The organism is Rhodococcus sp. WB9, from assembly GCF_007558985.1.
GTDB lineage: Bacteria > Actinomycetota > Actinomycetes > Mycobacteriales > Mycobacteriaceae > Rhodococcus_F > Rhodococcus_F opacus.
Genome location: NZ_CP041769.1, coordinates 1376939 through 1395962 on the forward strand (window position 1 = coordinate 1376939; position 19024 = coordinate 1395962).

At 67.4% G+C, this 19024-nt stretch carries 20 protein-coding genes; 15 read left to right on the plus strand and 5 right to left on the minus strand.

The window, feature by feature from the left end; translation table 11 throughout:
• Nucleotides 1-3 precede the first annotated feature (3 nt).
• Together FND50_RS06560 and FND50_RS06565 are read right to left on the minus strand one after the other, a co-directional pair.
• Nucleotides 4-402, minus strand: coding sequence for a hypothetical protein (locus FND50_RS06560; protein ID WP_007300972.1), 399 nt, complete (start codon nt 400-402; stop codon nt 4-6).
• Nucleotides 386-772, minus strand: a complete 387-nt coding sequence (locus FND50_RS06565) for a hypothetical protein (protein ID WP_065489199.1) — start codon at nt 770-772, stop codon at nt 386-388. Before FND50_RS06565 ends, FND50_RS06560 begins: the two co-directional genes overlap by 17 nt.
• A 100-nt stretch (nt 773-872) precedes the next feature.
• On the opposite strand from FND50_RS06565, the gene FND50_RS06570 reads away from it, so the two are divergent.
• From FND50_RS06570 to FND50_RS06640, 15 genes are all read left to right on the plus strand, one after another.
• Complete coding sequence (locus tag FND50_RS06570) at nt 873-2012, plus strand: acyl-CoA dehydrogenase family protein (protein ID WP_144285193.1); 1140 nt, start codon at nt 873-875, stop codon at nt 2010-2012.
• A gap of 121 nt (nt 2013-2133) precedes the next feature.
• Nucleotides 2134-2922: an enoyl-CoA hydratase/isomerase family protein gene (locus FND50_RS06575; RefSeq protein WP_144285194.1), complete on the plus strand. Its 789-nt coding sequence runs from the start codon at nt 2134-2136 to the stop codon at nt 2920-2922.
• 37 nt (nt 2923-2959) lie between these two features.
• Nucleotides 2960-3337 carry a Zn-ribbon domain-containing OB-fold protein gene (locus FND50_RS06580; protein ID WP_144285195.1) on the plus strand — a complete coding sequence of 126 codons (378 nt, stop codon included), beginning with the start codon at nt 2960-2962 and terminating at the stop codon, nt 3335-3337.
• Entirely contained in the window at nt 3337-4485 is a 1149-nt protein-coding gene (locus FND50_RS06585) for a thiolase family protein (RefSeq protein WP_144285196.1), read from the plus strand. Before FND50_RS06580 ends, FND50_RS06585 begins: the two co-directional genes overlap by 1 nt.
• A gap of 9 nt (nt 4486-4494) precedes the next feature.
• Nucleotides 4495-5700: an acyl-CoA dehydrogenase family protein gene (locus FND50_RS06590; RefSeq protein WP_186301247.1), complete on the plus strand. Its 1206-nt coding sequence runs from the start codon at nt 4495-4497 to the stop codon at nt 5698-5700.
• Nucleotides 5697-6659 carry a phosphotransferase family protein gene (locus FND50_RS06595; RefSeq protein ID WP_144285197.1) on the plus strand — a complete coding sequence of 321 codons (963 nt, stop codon included), beginning with the start codon at nt 5697-5699 and terminating at the stop codon, nt 6657-6659. The genes FND50_RS06590 and FND50_RS06595 overlap by 4 nt, the downstream gene beginning before the upstream one ends.
• A gap of 16 nt (nt 6660-6675) precedes the next feature.
• Complete coding sequence (locus tag FND50_RS06600) at nt 6676-7878, plus strand: acyl-CoA dehydrogenase family protein (RefSeq protein ID WP_144285198.1); 1203 nt, start codon at nt 6676-6678, stop codon at nt 7876-7878.
• On the plus strand, nt 7875-8636 hold the full coding sequence (locus tag FND50_RS06605; protein ID WP_144285199.1) for an SDR family NAD(P)-dependent oxidoreductase: 762 nt from the start codon (nt 7875-7877) through the stop codon (nt 8634-8636). Before FND50_RS06600 ends, FND50_RS06605 begins: the two co-directional genes overlap by 4 nt.
• Before the next feature lie 35 nt (nt 8637-8671).
• Nucleotides 8672-9433, plus strand: a complete 762-nt coding sequence (locus FND50_RS06610; RefSeq protein ID WP_144285200.1) for an SDR family NAD(P)-dependent oxidoreductase — start codon at nt 8672-8674, stop codon at nt 9431-9433.
• An 11-nt stretch (nt 9434-9444) separates the two neighbouring features.
• Nucleotides 9445-10488 (plus strand): NAD(P)-dependent alcohol dehydrogenase, encoded by a 1044-nt coding sequence (locus FND50_RS06615; RefSeq protein ID WP_144285201.1) that lies wholly within the window; start codon nt 9445-9447, stop codon nt 10486-10488.
• Nucleotides 10489-10561: 73 nt separating this feature from the next.
• The gene (locus FND50_RS06620; RefSeq protein ID WP_144285202.1) at nt 10562-12064 is read left to right on the plus strand and encodes a class I adenylate-forming enzyme family protein; all 1503 of its coding nucleotides are present in this window, start codon (nt 10562-10564) and stop codon (nt 12062-12064) included.
• Nucleotides 12065-12150: 86 nt separating this feature from the next.
• The gene (locus FND50_RS06625) at nt 12151-12759 is read left to right on the plus strand and encodes a TetR/AcrR family transcriptional regulator (RefSeq protein ID WP_144288991.1); all 609 of its coding nucleotides are present in this window, start codon (nt 12151-12153) and stop codon (nt 12757-12759) included.
• A gap of 74 nt (nt 12760-12833) precedes the next feature.
• A complete protein-coding gene (locus FND50_RS06630; protein WP_186301319.1) occupies nt 12834-13169 on the plus strand; it encodes an EthD family reductase in 336 nt (111 codons plus the stop codon).
• An 11-nt stretch (nt 13170-13180) separates the two neighbouring features.
• Nucleotides 13181-14182 carry an MBL fold metallo-hydrolase gene (locus FND50_RS06635; RefSeq protein ID WP_144288992.1) on the plus strand — a complete coding sequence of 334 codons (1002 nt, stop codon included), beginning with the start codon at nt 13181-13183 and terminating at the stop codon, nt 14180-14182.
• 15 nt (nt 14183-14197) lie between these two features.
• A complete protein-coding gene (locus tag FND50_RS06640) occupies nt 14198-15229 on the plus strand; it encodes an NADP-dependent oxidoreductase (protein ID WP_144285204.1) in 1032 nt (343 codons plus the stop codon).
• 64 nt (nt 15230-15293) lie between these two features.
• On the opposite strand, the gene FND50_RS06645 is transcribed toward FND50_RS06640, so the two are convergent.
• Genes FND50_RS06645 through FND50_RS06655 form a run of 3 tightly spaced genes read right to left on the minus strand, consistent with a single transcriptional unit; the run spans nt 15294 to nt 18970 of the window.
• Entirely contained in the window at nt 15294-16058 is a 765-nt protein-coding gene (locus FND50_RS06645; RefSeq protein ID WP_144285205.1) for an SDR family NAD(P)-dependent oxidoreductase, read from the minus strand.
• 45 nt (nt 16059-16103) lie between these two features.
• The gene (locus tag FND50_RS06650; RefSeq protein ID WP_144285206.1) at nt 16104-17804 is read right to left on the minus strand and encodes an iron ABC transporter permease; all 1701 of its coding nucleotides are present in this window, start codon (nt 17802-17804) and stop codon (nt 16104-16106) included.
• Nucleotides 17804-18970: an ABC transporter ATP-binding protein gene (locus FND50_RS06655; RefSeq protein ID WP_144285207.1), complete on the minus strand. Its 1167-nt coding sequence runs from the start codon at nt 18968-18970 to the stop codon at nt 17804-17806. The genes FND50_RS06650 and FND50_RS06655 overlap by 1 nt, the downstream gene beginning before the upstream one ends.
• Nucleotides 18971-19024: the final 54 nt, after the last annotated feature.

Sequence of the window (19024 nt, forward strand, 5' to 3'; positions counted from 1 at the left end):
GTTTCAGAGGGGGAACGAGATCTCGGGTGTGCGGCAGATCAGCAACCTCCGGACGCGCCCCGAACCGTCGAGCTGTGCCGAGGTGTTGAACGAGGCCTCGAAATCACCGTTCCGTGTGGTGCGTCCCAGTGCCAGCTCGACCTCTCCCACACGAGCTCCCGCGAGGACCTCGTGTACGAGCACACTCTTCTCGCGTTGCTGCAGGTACTCGACGAGACCGCCACGATCCCCGACGAATTCGGCGGCATTCCCACCGCCGGTGGAGAATTGAACCGACATCCGGAAGTCGTCGGTGATCATGTTCAGGACGCGATCGGGATCGTCCGAATCCATGATCGCGAACCACGCGACCAGCACGGGAGTCGCAGAAGTCGTCTCGTTGAGGTCAGTCGCGCTTCCCATGGGCCAACTCCTTTGTGAGAATGCTGAATTCCGTATCGAAGGACACCTCGTACGCATCGATGGTTCCGTCGCTGTCGAGGTGCATGGCGGCGAGGAAGTAGCCGGTCGTCTTCACGTCGTTCTCGACGACGGAACCGTAGGCGAACTGGACGTCGCCGGCGCTGCTCGTTCGGAGCAGCACGTGTCGTCGATCGACCGGGGGCCGTCCCCTCAGGTAGTCGAGCATGTCGGCGCGGCTGTACCCCCTGCGGACGGTACCCGGGAGGACTATGGCGAACTCGATCGATTCGTCGAGCAGGGCAACTGCGTCGTCGATCCGGCCGCTGTCGAGGATCGCGTAGTACCGCTCGATTACGAGTGCATCGGTCATGAAATGAACTTAGTTCAACCCGGCGCCGCTTGTCGAGGGTCCTTGCCGGGACAGCTTCGGCGAAACTAAACTGAACTCACGTCAATTTGAGGAGAGTTCCATGCCGACCCCCCATTCCCATCCCTGGCCCGAGACCGAACCCCCGGCGATGACGCCTGTCGCCGAGCACGACGATATCCGGGCGGTGGTCCGCCGATTGCTGGATCGGCATTCGACGATCGAGGCCGGCCGACTCGCCGCCGAGTCGGAAATCGGCTATTCACCCGAGTTGTGGTCGCTTCTCGTCAAGGAGATGAACGTCGCCGCCCTGACGGTGCCGGAGGATCGCGGCGGCCTGGGTTACGGCGTGGTCGAACTCGGGATCGTTCTCGAAGAATGCGGGCGCGCGCTGGTTTGCGAACCCGTACTCACGTCCGCGACGCTGGGAGTGCACGCCCTGCTCGCCGCCGACAGGTGCCCGCAGGTCGACGACCTGCTGGGGCGAGTCGTCCAGGGCGAACTCGTCGCAACCGTGACAGCTCTCAGTGCGGAGACCGATTTCGTCGACGCCACCCGAACCGGAGACCGCTGGTCGGTGTCCGGCCGCGCGACCAATGTCGTGCAGGGCGGCGCGGCCGATATCGCCGTGCTACTCGGGCGCGGTGACGAGGGGCCCGGCCTGTACGCGGTCGATCTGCGTACCGCCCCGGTGCGGCGCACGGAGCTTCCGGTCATCGATCCCAGTCGGCGGCAGGCGAATCTGCTCTTCGACGACGCGGCCGCGGTGCGTCTCGTCGGACCCGGCGACGCACTGCGGACGGCCGCATCGCTGCGGAGCCTCGGAGTGATCGGACTGGCGTGCGAACATGTGGGAATCGTCGATCGTTTACTCGAAAGCACAACGGAATACACGATGCAGCGCCACCAGTTCGGGCGAGCGATCGGCTCCTTCCAGGCCGTCAAGCATCGACTGGCTAACACTTTGGTCGAGTTGGAGAAGGCTCGATCGGCGGCGCGGTATGCGGCCGCCGTGTTCGCGGAAGACCCCGACTCCGCGGCGCTCCCGGCCGCGGTTGCGGGGGCGATCTGCACCGAGGCCGCGATCGCCACCGCCCTCGAGGCCGTGCAATTGCACGGCGGTGTCGGCTTCACCTGGGAACACGCGACGCATTCCTACGTTCGCCGCGCGCTCGGTGACGAACCGCTTCTGGGGGATTCGCGGGCACACCGCAGTCGCGTTGCGGATCTCGTCGGGCTCTGAATCGGGGCGTCTGCCCTCGGCTGAATCGAAACCTCTTGCTCCGCCCTATTGACGGACCATCTCCCACCCAGTAGAACTGAAGTGAATCCAGTTCAGTTTCATTCCTCGAAAGGACACCGACATGGTGGACACCGACCACATCGTGCTCGAGAAGGACGGCGACGTCGCCCGCGTGTGGCTCAACCGCCCGCACAAGAAGAACGCGGTCACCGTCGAGCTGCTGCATCGCCTCGACGAGATCATCGTGGAGGTCGACAACGACCCCAACCTCAAGGTGCTCGTCCTGCGTGGACGTGACGGCACCTTCTGCTCGGGCTTCGATCTCGACGAGCTGCGGGAGAAGTACGTCGGCTCCACCACCGCGATGGACGTCGCGGTGCTGTCGGCCCGGGTGTGCGACCGCCTGTACTCGATGAACACCCCGTCCGTCGCGGTCCTCGAAGGCTTCGTCACCGCGGGCGGTTTCGAGCTGATGATCTCGTGCGACTTCGCGATCGCCGCCGAGGACGCCCGGATCGGCGACTTCCACATCCGGCGTGCGCTGTTCGGTGGCGCGGGCCCGATCTACCGCCTGCCGCGCATGATCGGCGTGCGCAAGACCAAGGAGCTCATGCTCACCGGCAAGCTCCTCACCGGGAAGGAGGCCGAGGCCTTCGACCTGATCAACGCGTCCGCGCCGGCCGACGATCTGGACAAGCTCCTCGCCGAATTCATCGCACCGATCGTCGACAAGAGCCCGTTCATGATGAAGCTCACCAAGATGTGCATCGACCGCGGTCTCGACGCGGACATTCAGTCGCTCATGGTGATGGAGCACCTCGCCGTCGGCAACGCGCTGCAGTCGGAGGACGCGCGAGAAGGCGTGAACGCGTTCCTCGAAAAGCGTGAACCGAAGTGGGTCGGTCGCTGATCCGACCGCGACGACGATTCCCGAGGAGAGGATGAGGATGGGCGAGACACACACCGCGCCGGCGCTCGACGCACGCCGCTGCCCGGACTGCGGGGCGGTCGCGTTCCCGGCCACCCGCGTGTGCTCGAGGTGTGCCGGGACGTCGATGGCGCCGTTCACGGTGAGTGCACGCGGAACGGTCTGGGCGTACACCGTTCAGCGGTTCGCCCCGAAATCCCCGCCGTATGTTCCGCCGCCGGACGGGTTCTCGCCGTTCGCCGTCGGATACGTCGAGCTCCCCGAGGGAATCAGGATCGAAGCCGTGCTCGACTGCCGCGACTTCGCCGAGTTGGACGACGGGGCGCCGGTGACCTTGGTCGCCACGGCGCCGGTGCCCCGCTTCGCCACCGACGCCTATCTGAAGGAGACCCGCTGATGTCCACCGTGTCGATCATCGGGGCCGGACTCTCGAAATTCGGCCGTCAGCCCGACAGAACGGGTCGCGGACTGGCCCTGGACGCGATCGCGTCCGCCCTGGCCGACGCCGGCATCGCGTGGACCGACGTTCAGGTCGCGTTCGGTGGCAGCGACGGATCCGGGCTCGCCGACACCCTGGTGTCCGAACTCGGACTCACCGGGATCCCGTTCACCAACGTCAAGAACGGGTGCGCGACCGGCGGTAGCGCACTGGTGTCGGCGGTCAACGCCATCCGCGCGGGTGCCGCCGACATCGCACTCGCGGTCGGCTTCGACAAACATCCGCGCGGCGCGTTCGATCCCGCACCGGAGGATTGGGGTCTGCCCGTCGGCTACGGCGAGGCAGGCCTCATGGTCACCACCCAGTTCTTCGGCATCAAGATCGCGCGGTACATGCGCGAACACGGGATCACCGCACCCACACTGGCTGCCGTCGCGGAGAAGGCGTATCGCAACGGCTCCCTGAACCCGAATGCCTGGCGGCGTGAACCGATGTCCGCAGAGGCGATCGCCGCCGCGGACATGGTCAACGACCCCCTGACCCGGTACATGTTCTGCTCGCCCGGCGAGGGCGGTGCCGCCGTCGTCGTGGCAAGCGAGGCCGCGGTCCGGCGACTCGGGGGACGGCCCGTGCACCTACGGGGCATTGCGGCAGGCACCCGCCGGTACGGCTCCTTCGAAGTATTCGGCCCGGCAATACAGGGCGAGGGAACCCCACCCAGCGTGAGCACGTCCGTCGCAGCCGCGGCATTCGAGCAGGCCGGACTCGGCCCGTCCGACGTGGATGTGGCGCAACTCCAGGACACGGAGAGCGGCGCCGAGATCATGCACATGGCCGAATGCGGGTTCTGCGAGCACGGCGAACAGGAAAAGCTCATCGCCGCAGGCGAAACGGAGATCGGCGGACGGATCCCGATCAACACCGACGGTGGCTGCATCGCGAACGGGGAGCCGATCGGCGCGTCCGGTCTCCGGCAGATACACGAGATCGTCACGCAGTTGCGCGGAGAGGCCGGTGGCCGCCAGGTCCCCGGACACCCGCGCATCGGATTCACCCACGTCTACGGTGCGCCCGGGATCAGCGCCTGCACCGTCCTGTCAGTCTGAGGAAGAGCCATGAATCAAGCAACGATGCCCGGCCTGGACCAGTTCGTGGACGACGCGCGGGCGTGGCTGCGAACGGTCGCCGAACCGCGCACCCAGATCAAATGGGGAGTGGGACCCGACTCGGTCGCCGTCTTCGAGAATTGGACCGCGGAGCAGGAGCGCGAAGAGACCGACCACATCCGCGCGTACGAGCAGACGAAGTTCGACGCCGGCTGGGGTTCGATGAACTGGCCGGCCGAATACGGTGGACGCGACCTGCCGATGTCCTATGTACTCGCGTTCCGGCGGGAGGAGAACGCGTTCGACGTCCCCCGCCGCACTGAAATGTTTTCGGTCACTCAGCAACTGGTTGCACCCGCCATTGCGCAGTGGGGAACACCGGAACAGCGCGAGCGGTACGTGCGGGCGATGCTCCGCACCGACATCATTGCCTGCCAGCTGTTTTCGGAAACCGAAGCCGGATCGGACCTGGCGGCTGTCCGGACGAGGGCCGTCGAACGCGACGGCCGGTGGACGATCACCGGGCACAAGGTCTGGACGTCCGGCGCCCGGGTCGCCGACGTGGGCGTCGCGGTGTGCCGCACCGACCCGGACGCGTCCAAACACGCAGGCCTCACCGTCTTCCTGATCCCGATGGACGCCCCCGGGGTCACCGTCCGGCCGATCCGCCAGATGACCGGCGGCAGTTCCTTCAACGAGGTCTACCTCGACGGCGTCGAACTGTCGGACGACTACCGGCTGGGCCCGGTGGGCCAAGGGTGGCCGGTCGCGTTGACCGTGCTGGCGGCCGAGCGCCTCGACGCCGGGAATCTCGGCCTGGCCAACGCGGATCAGGCCGTCGAACTCGCCCGGCACCTGGGCCGTGAACTGTCCGAGATCGAGCGGGACAAGGTCGCAGATCTCGTGACGCGCAGCTACGTCCAGCGGGTGACCGGAATGCGGGTGGCGGCGGCCGTGGTCGCCGACAAGGACCCGGGCCCGGAGGCGTCGGTGGGCAAGTTGCTCGCCACCGACACCATGGCACGAACCTCGGAAGTGGTCCGGCTGTTGCTGGGTCGCGATCTGATCGCCGACTCGGGGGAGTGGGGAACGTTCGCGTGGACCGAGCACGTGCTCGGCGCTCCCGGATACCGCATCGCCGGCGGCACCGACGAGATCCAGCGCAACATCCTCGCCGAGCGTGTGCTCGGCCTGCCGAGGGAGCCCCGCCCGTGACTGCAACGATCACCCTCGACGACCGTGTGGCGCGGCGGCTGCGCGAGCAGAACCCGGGACTGGACGTCGGCCCGCTCGAGCCGTTGCTCGGAGGGCATTCCGGGCTGACCTACAAGGTCCGGACGGGCGACGGCGACCTCGTCGTCAAGGCGGTACCCGAGGGGCAGCGTCCCATCGGCCGGCACGACATGCTGCGTCAGGCACGGATCATGGAAACACTGCGAGCCACAGCGGTTCCCGTGCCCCGCATCGTCGCCGTCGACGAGAGCGGGCCCGCCTGGTTCGCGATGGAGTGCGTCGCAGGCGAATCGCTCGAGCCGGTGCTCGACACACCCGCGGTCGAGCCGGCGGTCGCGGCCGCGCGGATGCGCCGGGCAGCCGCGGTGCTGCCGCTGCTGCACGCGGTGCCCGTCGACACGATCCCGGACGCCGGAGATCCGTTGTCGCCCGGCGCGGAACTGGCGCGGTGGCAACGCACTCTGGACGCCGTTCCCCCCGAACTCGTGAGTGGGGGAGGCGAACTGCTGCGTCTCCTCGCCGCCGATCTCCCCGAAGCACTGCCGCCGACGCTGGTGCACGGCGACTACCGGTTGGGCAACATCCTCGCGCAGGACACGGAGCCGGCGGCACTGATCGACTGGGAGATCTGGAGCCTCGGTGATCCGCGGGTCGAGCTCGGCTGGTTCCTGGTCTTCGCCGACGGCGGGAACTTTCCCGGCGTGGGGCGCGTGGTGCCGGGCCTGCCGTCCGCGGACGAACTGATCGCCCTCTACTCCGGGGACGGCCCGGAACTGCGGGACATGAACTGGTTCAACGCGCTCGGCCGCCTCAAGATGGCGGCCATCATGGGTCACAACCTGCGCAGGCACCGGGAGGGCCGCCACCACGACCCCGATCAGGAACGGCTGCCCGACACCATCTCCCAGCTCATCCGCGGTGGCACCGCGCTACTCGCCTGATTCGAAAGGACGACACGTGGACTTCGAATACTCCGCACGCACCGAGCGACTGCTCGAACAGCTGCGCACCTTCATGGAAGAGCACGTCTATCCGGCCGAGGCCGTGTACGACGAGCAGATCAAATCGAACGACAACCCACACGAGCAGCCCAAAGTCATGCTGGACCTGCAGGCGAAGGCGCGCGAGCTCGGATTGTGGAATCTCTTCATGACGCACGGGGAGTGGGGGGCCGGTCTCACCAACCTCGAGTACGCCCCGCTCGCCGAGCTGGTCGGACGCTCGGTGATCGGCAACGAAGCCGTCAACTGTTCGGCACCCGACACCGGCAATATGGAAATCCTCGCCATGTACGGTACCGAGCAACAGCAGTCACGGTGGCTCGCGCCGCTTCTCGACTGCACGATCCGATCGGCATTCGCCATGACGGAACCGGATGTGGCGAGCTCGGACGCCACGAACATCACGTCGACCATCCGCCGGGACGGCGACGAGTACGTCCTGAACGGCCGGAAATGGTACACCTCAGGGATTCTCGACCCCGATTGCAAGCTCGTCATCTTCATGGGCAAGTCCGATCCCGACGCTCCGACCTACCGGCAGCAGAGCATGATCCTGGTGCCCGCGGATTCTCCCGGTATCGAGGTCCTTCGCGATCTGCCCATGTTCGGGTACCGCGACCGGCTCGGTCACGGCGAGGTCCAGTTCACGGACGTCCGGGTGCCTGCCGATCACATGCTCGGCGCCGAGGGCGACGGTTTCGCGATAGCGCAGGGCAGGCTGGGGCCGGGGCGCATGCACTACGCGATGCGCGCGATCGGCATGGCCGAGCGCGCCCTCGAGCTGATGTGCCGACGAGCTCTGCAGCGCAATGCCTTCGGTGCGCCGCTCGCCGACCGCGGTGTGGTACGGGAGTGGATCGCGCGCAGCCGGATGGAGATCGACCAGATCCGGCTGCTGGTTCTCCAGTCGTCGTGGCTGATGGACACCCGGGGCAACGCCGCGGCCCGCTCGGAAGTGGCCGCGATCAAGGTCGCGGCCATGGAGGTCGCTCATCGGGTGGTCGACCATGCCGTCCAGACCTACGGCGCAGCAGGGGTGAGTGACGACACGATCCTGGCCCGGCTGTATGCGATCACCCGGGCGCTGCAGATCGCCGACGGTCCGAACGAAGTCCATCTGCGCACCATCGCGCGCCTCGAACTGAAGAAGTACGCATGAACGCACAGCGAGAACTGACAGGCAAGGTCGCACTCGTCACGGGGGCCACCCGAGGGCTCGGATACGCCATCGCGAGTGGGCTGGCCGCCGCCGGCGCCACCGTGATCGTGTCGAGCCGCAAGGAGGACGCATGCGTCTCCGCGGCCCTCGCGATCACGAGGGACACGGGTGGCATCGCCGAACCGCTCGCACTGCACGTCGGGAAGTGGGACGCGATCGAACTCGCCGTCGACCACATTCTCACGCAGTTCGGAAGCCTCGACATCGTCGTCAACAACGCCGGCATCGCGCCCCTGTCGCCGAACCTCGAGTCGGTCTCCGAGTCGCTCTTCGACAAGACGATCGAGGTCAACCTCAAGGGCCCGTTCCGGCTGATGGCCGTGGCGGGCGCCAGGATGAGCGCGGCAGGAGGCGGTTCCATCATCAACATCTCGAGCATCGGTGCGCTGCGGCCCAGCCCGCCCGAGGCGATGTACGCGGCGTCGAAGAACGGCCTCAACGCGCTGACGATGGCGTTCGCGCAGGAATACGCGCCCACGGTGCGGGTGAACTGCATCATGCCGGGTGGATTCGCGACCGACATGGCGGCCGACTGGGACGACGAGTTCGTCGGCAAGATCGTCGACCGGCTCCCCGCCGGTCGGCTGGGGCATCCGGATGAAATCGCCGGCCTAGTCGTGCATCTGGCCGGTGACCGCGCCGGCTACACCACGGGCGCCGTCATCCCGGTGGACGGCGGACGCACCGCCGTCTACTGACGCGCGTGCCACGAACAGGAGTAGGAGCCAACCACATGCAGGTACCCGAGCTGTTCCAGCTGAGCGGTCGCGTCGCCGTCGTCACGGGTGCGTCGTCCGGCCTGGGAATGGGATTCGCGCGGACACTGGCGTCGGCAGGCGCGACGGTCTTCGCGGCCGCCCGCCGGGCCGATCGGCTCGAGGCACTGGCGGCGGAGGTCGATGCCGTGGTCCCGGTCGAATGCGATATCACCGTCGACGCCGACCGCCGCCGCCTGGTCGACCGCGCCCGCGAGCGCACCGGTCACGTCGACATTCTCGTCAACAACGCAGGCAAGCCCGGACCTCCGAACGCGGAGGACGAAACCGCCGACGGGTTCTCGTCGATTCTCGACGTCAATCTCGCGGCAGGTTTCCATCTGGCGACGTATGCCACGTCGACAGTCCAGGAGGGCGCGGGGATCTCGATCATCAACATTTCCTCGGTGATCGGTCTCGTGTCCACGGCGCCCATCGGCGGTGCCAGCTACGCGGCGTCGAAGGCGGGAATTCTCGGGCTGACCCGCGAGTTGGCGGGTCAGTGGGGCAGGCGGGGCGCCCGTGTCAACGCCGTCGTTCCCGGATGGTTCGATACCGAAATGACGGACGGACTGTTCGGCAACCAGCGCTCGGCGGACTGGGTGCGCCGCAACACGATGCTCGGCCGCGGTGGCCGGGCCGGCGAAGTGGACGGCGCCGTGCTGTTCCTCGCGTCGGATGCGTCGTCGTACGTCACCGGACAGACGCTCGTCGTCGACGGCGGCTGGACGGCCAGGTAGGCGACACGACGATGACCATCGAGACGATGCGCGCCGTGCGCATGACCGCCTGGGGTGAACCCGCGCAGGTCCAGCGCGTGCGAGTCCCCGAACCGCGGCGCGCCGAACTGTTGATCGGGGTCCGGGCCGCCGGGCTCTGCCGATCCGACCTGCACGTCATGGATGCACCCGCAGGCGCGTTCGACTACCCGCTCCCGTTCACACTCGGGCACGAGGTGGCCGGAACCGTGGTCGCCGCGGGCCCCGACGCCGACGGGTCGTGGATCGGCGAGTCCGTGGTGGTCCACGGCGTCTGGTCCTGCGGCGAGTGCCGCAACTGCAGGCGGGGCAGGGAGAACTACTGCCACGAGCTGCGTCCTCGAGCAGACGGCAGGCGTCCGGCGATCGGCAACGGTCTCGGGCACGACGGCGGTCTGGCCGACGCCATGATCGTTCCCTCGGAACGATTCGTGGTGCGCACCCGGGGGCTCGCTCCCGAGAGTGCCGCACCGCTCGCCGATGCGGCCCTGACCGCCTACCACGCGATCCGCACGAACCGAGACCTCGTCGACAGCCACTCGGTCGCCGTCGTGGTCGGTGTCGGGGGACTGGGCCATCTCGCCGTCCAGATCCTTCGCGCTCTCGGCGCGGGCACGATCATCGCGGTCGATCCCCGCGCGGACTCGCGCGACCTCGCCCGGCAGTTGGGGGCGGACCGGGCGGTCCCGGAGGTTGCCGACGTGGCGACGTCCGACGCCGACGTGGTGTTCGATTTCGTCGGCTCGCCGGCCACGATGGACTCGGCCGCGCGGTTGCTCGGTCCCGGCGGCCGCCTGGTCACCGTTGGCAGCGGGGGCGGCCGGCTCACGGTCGGCAAGGACCTCGGCCTGCCCAACGGCTGGCAGGTCAGCGCCCCGTTCTGGGGAACGCGCGCCGATCTCGAAGCGGTGGTCGACCTCGCGCAACGAGGACTGCTGAGCGTCGAGTCGACAGCGTACCGATTGGACGACGCCGTCGACGTGTACGACCGGCTGCGCCGCGGAGCGATCCACGGGCGCGCCGTCCTCGTGCCGTGACCGGCGAAGCCTGCGCGATACCGCGCACGATGACCGAGAATGACAGTGGTTCGCTGAACAGGAGGATTGCGGGATGTGGGAGTTGGCTCGCGAATTCGTTGCTCGCGCAAAGAGTTCGCCCGATGAGATCGTGGTCGTCGACGCCTCCGGCGAGTACACCGCCGCGCGCATCGCCGCGGCGGCGACCGAGCTCGCCGCACTGCTGGACACCGCTCGCGGGGGTTCGCCCACCGTGCTCGTCCAGGCGGACAACAGCTGGCGGACGCTGACCGCGGCCCTCGCGGTCGGTCTGCGAGGCGGTGTCGTCGCGGTGTTCAGCAGGCACGCCACCCCGTCGGAGTTCGCCGTGGCCCTGCACGACATCGCACCCGACGTGGTGATCGCCGACCCCGGGTCTCTTACGCACTGGGGCGCGTCGGACGACCACTTCTCCGAAGAGGCGACCGCGCTGGGCGGCTGGTCGATGCGCTGGTCGCGATCACCGGTCAGCGATGTCGCACGGTGGAACGGCGGGATCGCGATCGCGATGACGTCCGGGTCGACCGGACATCCCAAGTGCGTCGTGCAGTCGGAAGCCGCGATCCGGTACGCCTGCCGCTGCACGATCGACGCCGTCGGCCTCGAACCCGGAGACCCGGTTGCCGCGTTCGTTCCGCTGTCGTCGGTGGCCGCATTCTGCTTCGGGCTCTACCTCCCCACGATGCTGGCAGCGCCGATGGTCTGCATGGACGGCTGGAAGCCGGCACACGCCCTCGAGGTGGTCAGGAAACACCAGGTCGCGTGGACGATGCTCGTCCCGACGATGGCGCTCCAGCTGGCGGTCGCGCCGGACGCGGTGGGCGCGCTCACGTCGCTGCGCGCAATGACCGTCGGCGGGGGTCCGATGGATGCCGGTGCGCTCGGTCGCGCCGAACGGACCCTCGGCACCACGTTCCTGCGGGTGTTCGGCATGTCCGAGTGCCTCGGGCACACCACCCCGCTGCCCTCGGACGAGCCGGCCGTGCGCCTGGGGCGGGACGGTCGTCCCTTCCCCGGGACCGTCGTCCGTGCGGTCGACGAACACGGCGCTCCGCTGCCGCCGGGGCGGGTCGGTGACGCGCAGGTCAACGGGCCCTCCCTCTTCGTCGGTTACGCCCGAGCCGGCGTTCCCGCACCGCCCGAACTCACCGCGGACGGATTCCTGCCCACCGGCGACCTCGTCGAAGTCGCGGAGGACGGGAGTATCCGGGTCATGGGGCGGCAGAAGCAGATCATCATCCGCGGGGGCCGCAACATCGACATCAACGAGGTCGAGGCGGCCATCGCGCGAATTCCGACGGTGTCCCAGGTATGTGTGGTGCCGGTGCCGGACGAACTGCTCGGTGAACGCGCCGCAGCCCTGGTCGTGAGCACCGGTGCACCGATCACCCTCGCCGACGTGACCGCGCACCTCGGGGACGACGAGTTCCCGAAGTTCAAGTGGCCCGAGTTCGTCTTCACGATCGACGATCTGCCGCAGAACCGGGTCGGGAAACTCTCGCGGCCGGACGCGGTGAATCTCGCAACACGCCTGCTCGCCGGTACCGAGGCCACCTGACCTTCACCCGACCCGACCTCAGTTCAGGTAGTCTTACCGGTACCGACCCGCGACAAAAGGATGGGGATCCCGTGTCCGTAGAAGCCATGACGCTCCGCGATGGTCCGCGTTCCAAGCGCGGGCTCATCCTCACGGCCGCAATCGAACGCTTCGGCGAAGTGGGCTTCGAGCACACGAAGTGGGCGTCGATCGCCGACGAGGTCGGTATCGGTCAGACCGCGCTCTACCACTACTTCGAATCCAAGGCGCACTGCCTGCTGACGATCATGCGCCTGGAGTTGGCGCAGTCGCTCGAACGATTCACCACCGCGATCGAGGGCGTCGACGACCCGGTCGAGGCGCTGAGCGCCGCCATCACCAGCGCCCTGGAAGCGACCCCTCGGGACGCCCTGCAGCGTCGAATCCTCCAGAGTCACATGGACCTGCTGGCCACGCCCCGTCAGTCCGAGAAGGAAGAGGCCGAGCGTCAGACGTCGCGGGCGCTGGTGAATTCGATCGAGGAGGCATGGTCTCTTCTCATCGCGAAGGGGATGGGCGCCGGGGTCTTCGCCGACGCCGATGCCCGTTTGATGGCCCGGCTCGTCCTCGGTCTCGTCGTCAGTGTGTGGCGGTGGTACCGGCCCGACGGTGACATGACTCTCGACCAGCTCAACCGGCACGTTCGCGACGCCACTCTGCGTATCGTCCGCGCATAATCCGCGGCGGTCGTGGGGTGGCTTTCCCACACCTTCGGTAATTGAACTTAATTCATGTCAGTAATGGAGAGATGATGTACAACTTGATCGTCCTGGCCGCCCGTCCCCACGACTGGAGCCACGAGCAGTTCATCGAGTGGTGGCGCGGTGAGCACGCCGACGTGACCTATCCGCTCCCGGGCCTGCGACGCTGGCAGCACACCGAAGTACTGGACGCGATGGACGACCGATCCCGCGAATGGGACGGCGTGTCGATCCTGAGCTTCGACTCCCGCGAGGACCTCGACGCCGCGCTCGCCAGCCCGGAATGGCAAGCCGCAGTGGACAACGTCGGCAAGATGCGCGGAAAGCGCATCCTCGTCATGGGCGAAGAGAAGACGATGATCGAAGTGGACAGCGCGACATCATGAGGGCGGGGTGGATGGAACCGGGCTGCTACGAGGTGGCGCCCGGTGTGCATCGGATACCCCTGCAGATGCCCGGCGACGGTCTCGGGGCCGTGAACGTCTACGCCCTGGAGACCCCGGACGGCCTGGCCCTCGTCGACGGTGGGTGGCGAGTCGGCACCACCCTCGAGGAGATGGAGCGGGCACTGCTCCGGATCGGCCACAGCCCCGATCAGATTCACGACATCTACGTCACGCACGTGCACCGCGACCACTACACGTTTGCCGTCGAACTCCGCCGCCGTCACGGTTCACGCGTCCACCTCGGAGTGGCCGAGGCGGACGGATTGGCGGCCGTCAGTGCACTCGGCAGCAACGTTCCGACGGATTCCCTACACGAACTCCGCCGCGCCGGTGCCCCCCTCCTGGCAGACACGGTCGAGGTGCTGACCGCCGCCGAGCCGTTCCACCCGTCGGATTGGGAAGAGCCGAATCACTGGCTCACCGCGGGTCCGCTCCGGATCGGCCGGCACACGCTCGACGTCGTGCACACGCCGGGCCACACGAAGGGACACATGGTGTTTCACGACGAACAGCACGGGTTGCTGTTCAGCGGAGACCACGTCCTGCCCACGATCACACCGTCGATCGGCTTCGAGCTAGGCGAGTGGGACCTGCCGCTGGGGCGCTACCTCGACTCGCTGTCCCGTTTGCTCGATCGCCCCGATTCGCGACTTCTGCCGGCGCACGGAGATCCGGCACCGAGCGTCCACCGTCGAGTAGAAGAGCTTCTCGCGCACCATGACCAGCGATTCGATGCCATGCGCAATGCGCTGATCTCGCTCGGGCAGGGGACCGCGACCGCCGTGGCACACGTGGTCACGTGGACTCGTCGCGAAAAGCCGTTCACCACGCTCGACCCGTTCAATCAGATGATCGCTACCTGTGAGACCCTCGCGCACCTCGACACCCTGGTCGACCGCGGCCGGCTCACCGTCCGACAACGAGACGGCCACGACGTCTTCTCCGTGGTCTGAGTGGAAAGGATTCCCGTGCAGAGTCGTGAGCTGAAACTGGCGCGCCATCCCCGGGGGAAGGTCCAGTCCGACGACTTCTTCCTCGAGGTGGTGACGGTTCCCGAAGAACTCGGGCCCGGTGACATTCTCGTGCGCAACTCGTGGTCGTCGATCGACCCGTCCGTCCGGATGCGACTCGGGCCCACCAGCCCCGCCGGCTACCTACGCCCGTTCCGCATCGGGGAGACGCTGACCGGGTTGACCGTCGGCGAGGTGATCCGATCCCGTGCCCCCGGCTTCGATCCGGGCGACACGGTGTTGCACATCAATGGTTTTCGTGAGTTCGCCGTGATCCGGCAGGATGGGGAAACTCTGGCCGGGGCCGGTGGTGTGACGCGACTCGACACCGGTGAACACCCGCCGCAGGCGTATCTCGGAGCGCTGGGCAGCGCCGGGCTTACCGCGTACGTGGGATTGCACTGCATCGGTGAACTCGCCGGAGGAGACGTCGTGTGGATCTCGTCGGCGGCCGGAGCGGTCGGCAGCCTCGCCGCACAGATTGCAAAGCTCCGAGGTCACTACGTGGTCGGCAGCACGGGATCCGCCGAGAAGGTCCGGTTCCTGAGGGAGGAACTGAATCTCGATGCCGCATTCGACTACCACACGGCGGACCTGACGCAGGCCCTCGACGGCGCGGCACCCGACGGCATCGATCTGTACTTCGACAACGTGGGCGGAGCGCATCTCGAGGCCGCCCTGCATCGTCTTCGGCCGGGAGGCCGGGTGGCCATGGCCGGCGCGGTCGCGTCCTATGACGCGGAGGCGGCGGCCGCAGGTCCGGACAACCTCTTTCAGATCGTGGCCAAGAGCCTCACGATGAAGGGTTTCCGGGCCGGTGCCTACGACCACCTGCTCGGCGACATGCGGGCCGAGGTCGGGAGCTACCTCCGCGACGGGCGACTCGTTGCCGAGGAGACCGTGTTCGACGGTCTCGAATCGGCGCCCGACGCCATCGTCGCGATGCTGGGCGGCCGCACCGTGGGGAAGACGCTGTGCCGTCTGTGGTGACGACGTACCCGCACAGCAAACATGGCCTCCGCATCGCGCGGAGGCCATGTTCGTCTGCGGGGGTTCAGGCCGCCGTCCACCCACCGTCGGCGTAGATCTCCGATCCGGTGACGAAGGTGGAGTCGTCGCCGGCCAGGAAGGCGACCGCGGCCGCGATCTCCTCACCGCGCCCGAGCCTGCCCATCGGTGTGCCGGCCAGCATCTCGCGGTGACGCTCGGTGCCCTCCCAGCGTTCGAGCAGCGGTGGCGTCGCGATGAAGCCCGGGTGCAGCGAGTTGACCCGCACTCCCGCTGTCGCCCAGTGCAGGGCGGCGTTCTTCGTCATCGTGCGGACGGCGCCCTTGGCGGCCGCGTAGGCGACGCTGTTGCCCAGGCCGCCCACGGTGCCCAGGATCGAGCACATGTTCACGATCGAACCGCCGCCGCTGCGCTCGATCAGGGGTCCGGCATGTTTCATGCCCAGCCACGTGCCGGTCTGGCCGACCCCGACCACACGATCCCAGTGCGCTCGGGTCTCGTCCTCGACGGTTGCGACACTGCCGATGGCGGCATTGTTCACCAGGGCGTGGAGCGCGCCGAACGTCGTCTCGGTCGCGGCGACGACCGCCTCCCACCGGTCGTCGGAGGCGACGTCCAGCGCGTGCGCGGCATGTCGTTCGGGCCGGGCGAGAGTGCGCAGCAGGTCGTGGCAGGCCGATTCGTCGAGATCGGTCACGACGACGTGAGCGCCCTCGTCGGCGAGCCTGCGGACTATCTCGACGCCGATGCCACCGGTCGCACCCGTCACCACGACGACCTTGTCTCTGAGCCGGTCAGGGCCGACAGTCATCTTGACTCCTCGTTCTTCGTTCGGATCTGACAGGGCGTCGCGACATCACAGATTGCTCAACACGTTTCGACCACCGACCAGCATCGCGATCACGACACCGATGCTCGTCACCGCCGTCATGAGCAGCGCCATCGCCGCCACCAGCGGGTAGGAACCGTTCTCCCACAGGTCGAACAGCAGCGTGCCCATCACCTGTGTCGTGGCGGCCCGCACGAGCAGGGAGGCAGCGAACTCGTGGGTCAGCAGGATGAACATCAGGGCGACGGCACTGAGCACCGTCGGCCGCATGAGCGGCAGGATCACCCGGATATTGGTGACGAACGGGCTCGCACCACTCGTCGCCGACGCCTCGGCGTAGGTCTCCCCGAGCGACAGCATCGCCGTCATCTGCATCCGGGTGGAGAACGGCACCATCAGCACGACGTACACGAGGATGATGACCGCTTTGGTGCCGTACAGGATCAGCGGAGGCTGCGTGTAGGTCAGCAGGAACCCGACGCCGAAGATCACCGCCGGGATGCCCAGGGGCAGAGCAGTGATGACGTCACCGATTGTGCCCAGGATCCGGTGCTTGCGGCCGCGCACGAGCAGCGTGGCGGTGAGATAGCCGATCGGCACGCAGATCACCACTGCCACGACGGAGGTGAGAAGACTGGTGAACACCGAGTCGACGATGCTCGCGGTCTGGAAGAGCGCCCGGAAGTTGTCGAGCGTGAACATATTCCAGGACAGCGATTCCGACCAGTACGGAGACACGGCCACGATGGCCAGGCCGATCAGCGGGACGATGAGCGCGAGAAACGCATAGACGGAGATCGTCACCGCGGCCCAGGCCGAGCGACCGGTATTCGGTGCGAACGCTTTTCCGCCGTGGGTGACGAAGCGCTTCTGATTGCCGAGCAGCATCTTCTGCGCGAGCACGACGACGATTCCGAAGATGACGAGCGGTGAACCCGCGGCGGCAGCGGCCGCGAAGTCCGCCGGCGACTCCGACACGCGGCGGTACATTTCGGTGGTGAGCACCTTCACGCCCGCGTTCTGCCCCAGCAGGAGCGGCCCGGTGAACTGGCCCAATCCGAGAAGGAGCGCGATTCCGCCGCCGTACACCAGGGACGGGCGAAGCAGCGGAAGGACCACGCGGAAGAACACCCCGAGCGTCGACGAACCACTGATCTGCGCGGCCTCGAGGTGCTCGGAACTGATGTTCTGCATACCCGCGCTCACGAACAGGTACACGAACGACGTGAGTCCGAAACCGGTGAGAATGATGATCCACGGGGTGCTGTAGACGTCGATCGGTCCGGAATCCACGGTGTTCCACCACGGAAGCATGCGCAGGAGTGCGTTCAGGTACCCCGGTCCCGGAGAGAGCAGGAACGCCCACCCGACGACGTTGGCGACCGCGGGCATCACGATGGGCAGGATAGGGACGATCCGCAGAAAGCTCAGCCGGCGTGGCAGTCTGGTGGCCGCGAACGCGAGCACCGTTCCCAGCACCATGGCGATGGCGAGCGACGTGACGGCGAGGGCGATCGTCGTCCGGATCGTCTGACCGATGTCGTACCGCCCGTACTGGGCCTGATATCCGCGAGCCCCGTCTTCGAACGCCAGCGACTGCAGCCGGAACAGCGGGAGCACGACGAGGTACGCGAGGAACGCCAGCAGCGCGCCGTACCCGAGCCGGGTTCGCCACACCGCGCTGACGACGAGCGGCCGCGCGCCGCGGCTCACAGCGACGGTAGCCATCATGCCTCCGATCGGGCGGCGGCCCGAGCGAGCTCGGGAGCCTGCAGATCGACGTGCCCGTCGGGGTGCGGGAACACGCGTAGTGCGGTGGGGGAGAAGCTCACCACCAGAGGAGATCCCGTGGCGGCGCCACGCAACCAGGGCCCGTGCCGACCCGCATCCGCGCGCAGGTACAACCGCTCACCTCCGGCGTCGACCGTCACGTCGAAATAGCGGCCGCCGTACTCCGAGGTGACGAGTTCACCGGACAGGCCGACATCGCCGGGGGCGACCTCGCCGAGCGAACGATGAAGCGCGAGGTCGTCGGGGCGCATTCTTCCCAGTGCCGCGTCGCCACCGATGTGTCCGCCCTGGATGCCGGCCGCATCGAGGTCGACCGGGGTGCCCGCGCGCGTCGTCCACCCCTCGTGCCGCCGGACGAGTTCGAGTCTGTTCGCCATGCCGATGAACGCGGCGACGTAGTCGGAGGACGGGGTCTCGTAGACCCGCTCCGGGGTGTCGTACTGCTCGATCTTGCCCGCTTTCATGATGGCGAGCCGGTCTCCGAGTGCGAACGCCTCGGCCTGATCGTGGGTGACGAATACGGCTGTGAAGCCGAGGCGTTGGTGGAGCTGATGGATCTGGGACCGCACCTGATCGCGCAGTCGCGCATCGAGATTGCTTAGAGGTTCGTCGAACAGCACCAGGTCGGGTTGCGCGACCAATCCGCGAGCCACCGCCACCCGCTGTTGCTGCCCACCGCTGAGCTGGGAGGGATACCGGTCGAGCAGAGCCCCGCAGTCCACCATGCCCGCAGCGGTTTCGACCTGACCGGAGGCCATGGCGCTCTTCATCCGGCGGACCTTCAGCGGGTAGCGGATGTTCTCGCGCACCGTCATGTTCGGCCACAGCGCGTAGGACTGGAAGACCATGCCGATGTTGCGTTTGTAGGCCGGGACGTTGATCCGGGCCGACGCGTCGAAGACGGTGTGGTCCTTGAACGTGATCGACCCGCCCTCGGGTGTCTCGAGGCCGGCGATGCAGCGGAGCGTGGTCGTCTTCCCACACCCGCTGGGGCCGAGCAGGACGAGGAATTCGCCGTCCTCGATGTCGAGGTCGAGTTGGTCGACGATGGTGTTGGACCCGAAGGTCTTGGTCAGGTTGGAAACCCGGAATTGCGATGTCACCTGGCACCTGCTTGGTTGCGAGTGGTTCGTTGAAATAAAGTGAATTCAGTTCAT